Annotated in this window: 3 protein-coding genes; all 3 read left to right on the top strand. The window is 36.0% G+C overall.

The annotated features are described in order from the left end of the window. Positions 1-229: 229 nt before the first annotated feature. The 3 genes from V7124_RS25810 (at position 230) to V7124_RS25800 (ending at position 1,846) form a co-directional block, all read left to right on the top strand. On the top strand, positions 230-736 hold the full coding sequence (locus V7124_RS25810) for a hemerythrin domain-containing protein (protein ID WP_335494761.1): 507 nt from the start codon (positions 230-232) through the stop codon (positions 734-736). 305 nt (positions 737-1,041) lie between these two features. Continuing rightward, positions 1,042-1,539 (top strand): DoxX family protein, encoded by a 498-nt coding sequence (locus V7124_RS25805; RefSeq protein WP_335494757.1) that lies wholly within the window; start codon positions 1,042-1,044, stop codon positions 1,537-1,539. Between the two features lie 136 nt (positions 1,540-1,675). Continuing rightward, positions 1,676-1,846 (top strand): hypothetical protein, encoded by a 171-nt coding sequence (locus V7124_RS25800; protein WP_335494755.1) that lies wholly within the window; start codon positions 1,676-1,678, stop codon positions 1,844-1,846. The last annotated feature ends 60 nt before the right edge of the window (positions 1,847-1,906 follow it).

Below are 1,906 nucleotides of genomic sequence, written 5' to 3'. Positions count from 1 at the left end.
AAACTCTTTTTTGTGTTGTCCATATAAAATTAATGACAAGAAATCTCAACATTAATCCCTTGAAATTATTGTCTCATCTGCTTTTTTGTGAACGGTAAAGTCTGTGATTATCAACACTTTATGATCAATGCTTTGGGAGTATGCTATATGTATTTATATGATTAGACCAAGCCATGATGAATGATGAGAGTCTCGGTGTATGGCGATATAAGGCTGAGGAGGTTGGATAATGGAGAATTCGAAAATTGAATGGAGTGCACCACTGCAACAATTAATGGACGAGCATGTGTCACTCCGTGCAGATATGACTCGTTTTTATGAAATGACCGAAGACATAGAATTCGAATCGGGCCCAAATGTGGTTCAACTGTTTGCGAAATTGTACGGGATGGTTACGGCTTTCACTGGTAAGTTGAAGGCACATTCCAAACGAGAGGAAGAAGGGTTGTTTCCCATGATGACCCGCCTCCTCGGAGAGAATGATCGAACGATTGAAACGATGGAATTTGAACATATGAAAGCAGAGCAACATCTACAGGATTTTCTAACGGAAGCTGGCAAGAAGGGAGCGACCCTTGATGAAACCGATGCCCAATGGATTTCTGTTTACGCTGTTCAAGCTCATACTACCTTAACACAACACTTCGCTAAGGAGGAAAAAGTGTTATTTCCGTTGGCGGAGAAAATCTTGACGGTTGGAGAGAAAGCGGAACTGGAACGACTGTTTCTGGTTTGATAATATTGACTAAATAAATAAGCTAGCTGAGACATTTCATACATGAAATCTCTTGCTAGCTTACCTATTTTGTCTAGAATGCTTAAAGGTTTCAACAGAGAAAATGGAGTTGTCACTTGAAAAAAAATAATACACAATTGACCTAAATCAAGGTAATGGCTGAATTGGCTTGCTAGAATTAGCATATAAGAACCGAAAGGAGACAAATATAATTGTTTCATAAGCATACATAGAAAGCTGGGATTAGCCAAATTTTTTTAATCATTAATGTGAAGTGATTCACAATTTTAAAGGAGAACCTTATTATGAGAAAATTAATAAATGGAAAAACAATGGCACTTGTTTGGACTGTATTACGAATTTGGATAGGGCTTAAATGGATCGAAGCTGGTTATTCAAAAATTAAATCTGGTTTTGATGCAGGTGGATTTTTACAAGGAACTATTGCCAATGCAAGCGGAGATCATCCTACCATTCAAAGTTGGTATGCCAGCTTCCTCGAAGGATTTGCCTTACCAAATATAGAGTTTTTTAACATCCTGATCCCTTGGGGGGAATTTTTTGTTGGCTTAGGACTTATCCTAGGGTTAGCGACAATTCCAGCATTAATTGGTGGTGCCTTCATGAATTTTAACTTTATGATGGCGGGGATTGGATTTTCTGGCCTTGATTCAAAGCTATTCGTGATAGCAATCATTCTATTATTTATTGGAAAAGGAAGGTATTTCTACGGCCTTGATAGATTTGTAGTCCCATACATAAAAATGCATTTTTCTACAAAACGAAGTATGTTTCAAAATTAAATAAAAGAGATCCACATTGACGGTTCTTGAGGGAGGAGGAGCATTGGCATAGTGCTTCCCCAAATATTGATATTATGAAACTAAAAAGGTTTTGAATCGTAAGACTGGATATAAGAAATAAAAGGGGGTATAAAGATTGGGATTTTATTTTTACCTAACAATCATTATAGGCGTTTCTCTCATATATTACGGGTATGTTAAGAAAAAAGATAATGAACTAAAGATGAAAGAAATAGAGTTAGAGGAAAAAAAGTTAGAACTGGAGATTAAAAAATTAGATCAAGATAAAACGAATCGCATCTTATAAGAATATGCTGAATGAAAAAATCCTTGTTAATGTTGTTATATCAACATTAACAAGGATTTT

The sequence above is a fragment of the Neobacillus niacini genome (genome assembly GCF_036961885.1).
GTDB classification, from domain to species: domain Bacteria; phylum Bacillota; class Bacilli; order Bacillales; family Cytobacillaceae; genus Neobacillus; species Neobacillus niacini_H.
The sequence above is the reverse complement of the archived record's forward strand: the minus strand, read 5'-3'. Positions and strand labels throughout refer to the sequence as shown.

Coding starts and splice junctions, on each gene's coding strand:
- V7124_RS25810 (WP_335494761.1), top strand. CDS start 230: ATGGAGAATTCGAAAATTGAATGGAGTGCACCACTGCAACAATTAATG.
- V7124_RS25805 (WP_335494757.1), top strand. CDS start 1,042: ATGAGAAAATTAATAAATGGAAAAACAATGGCACTTGTTTGGACTGTA.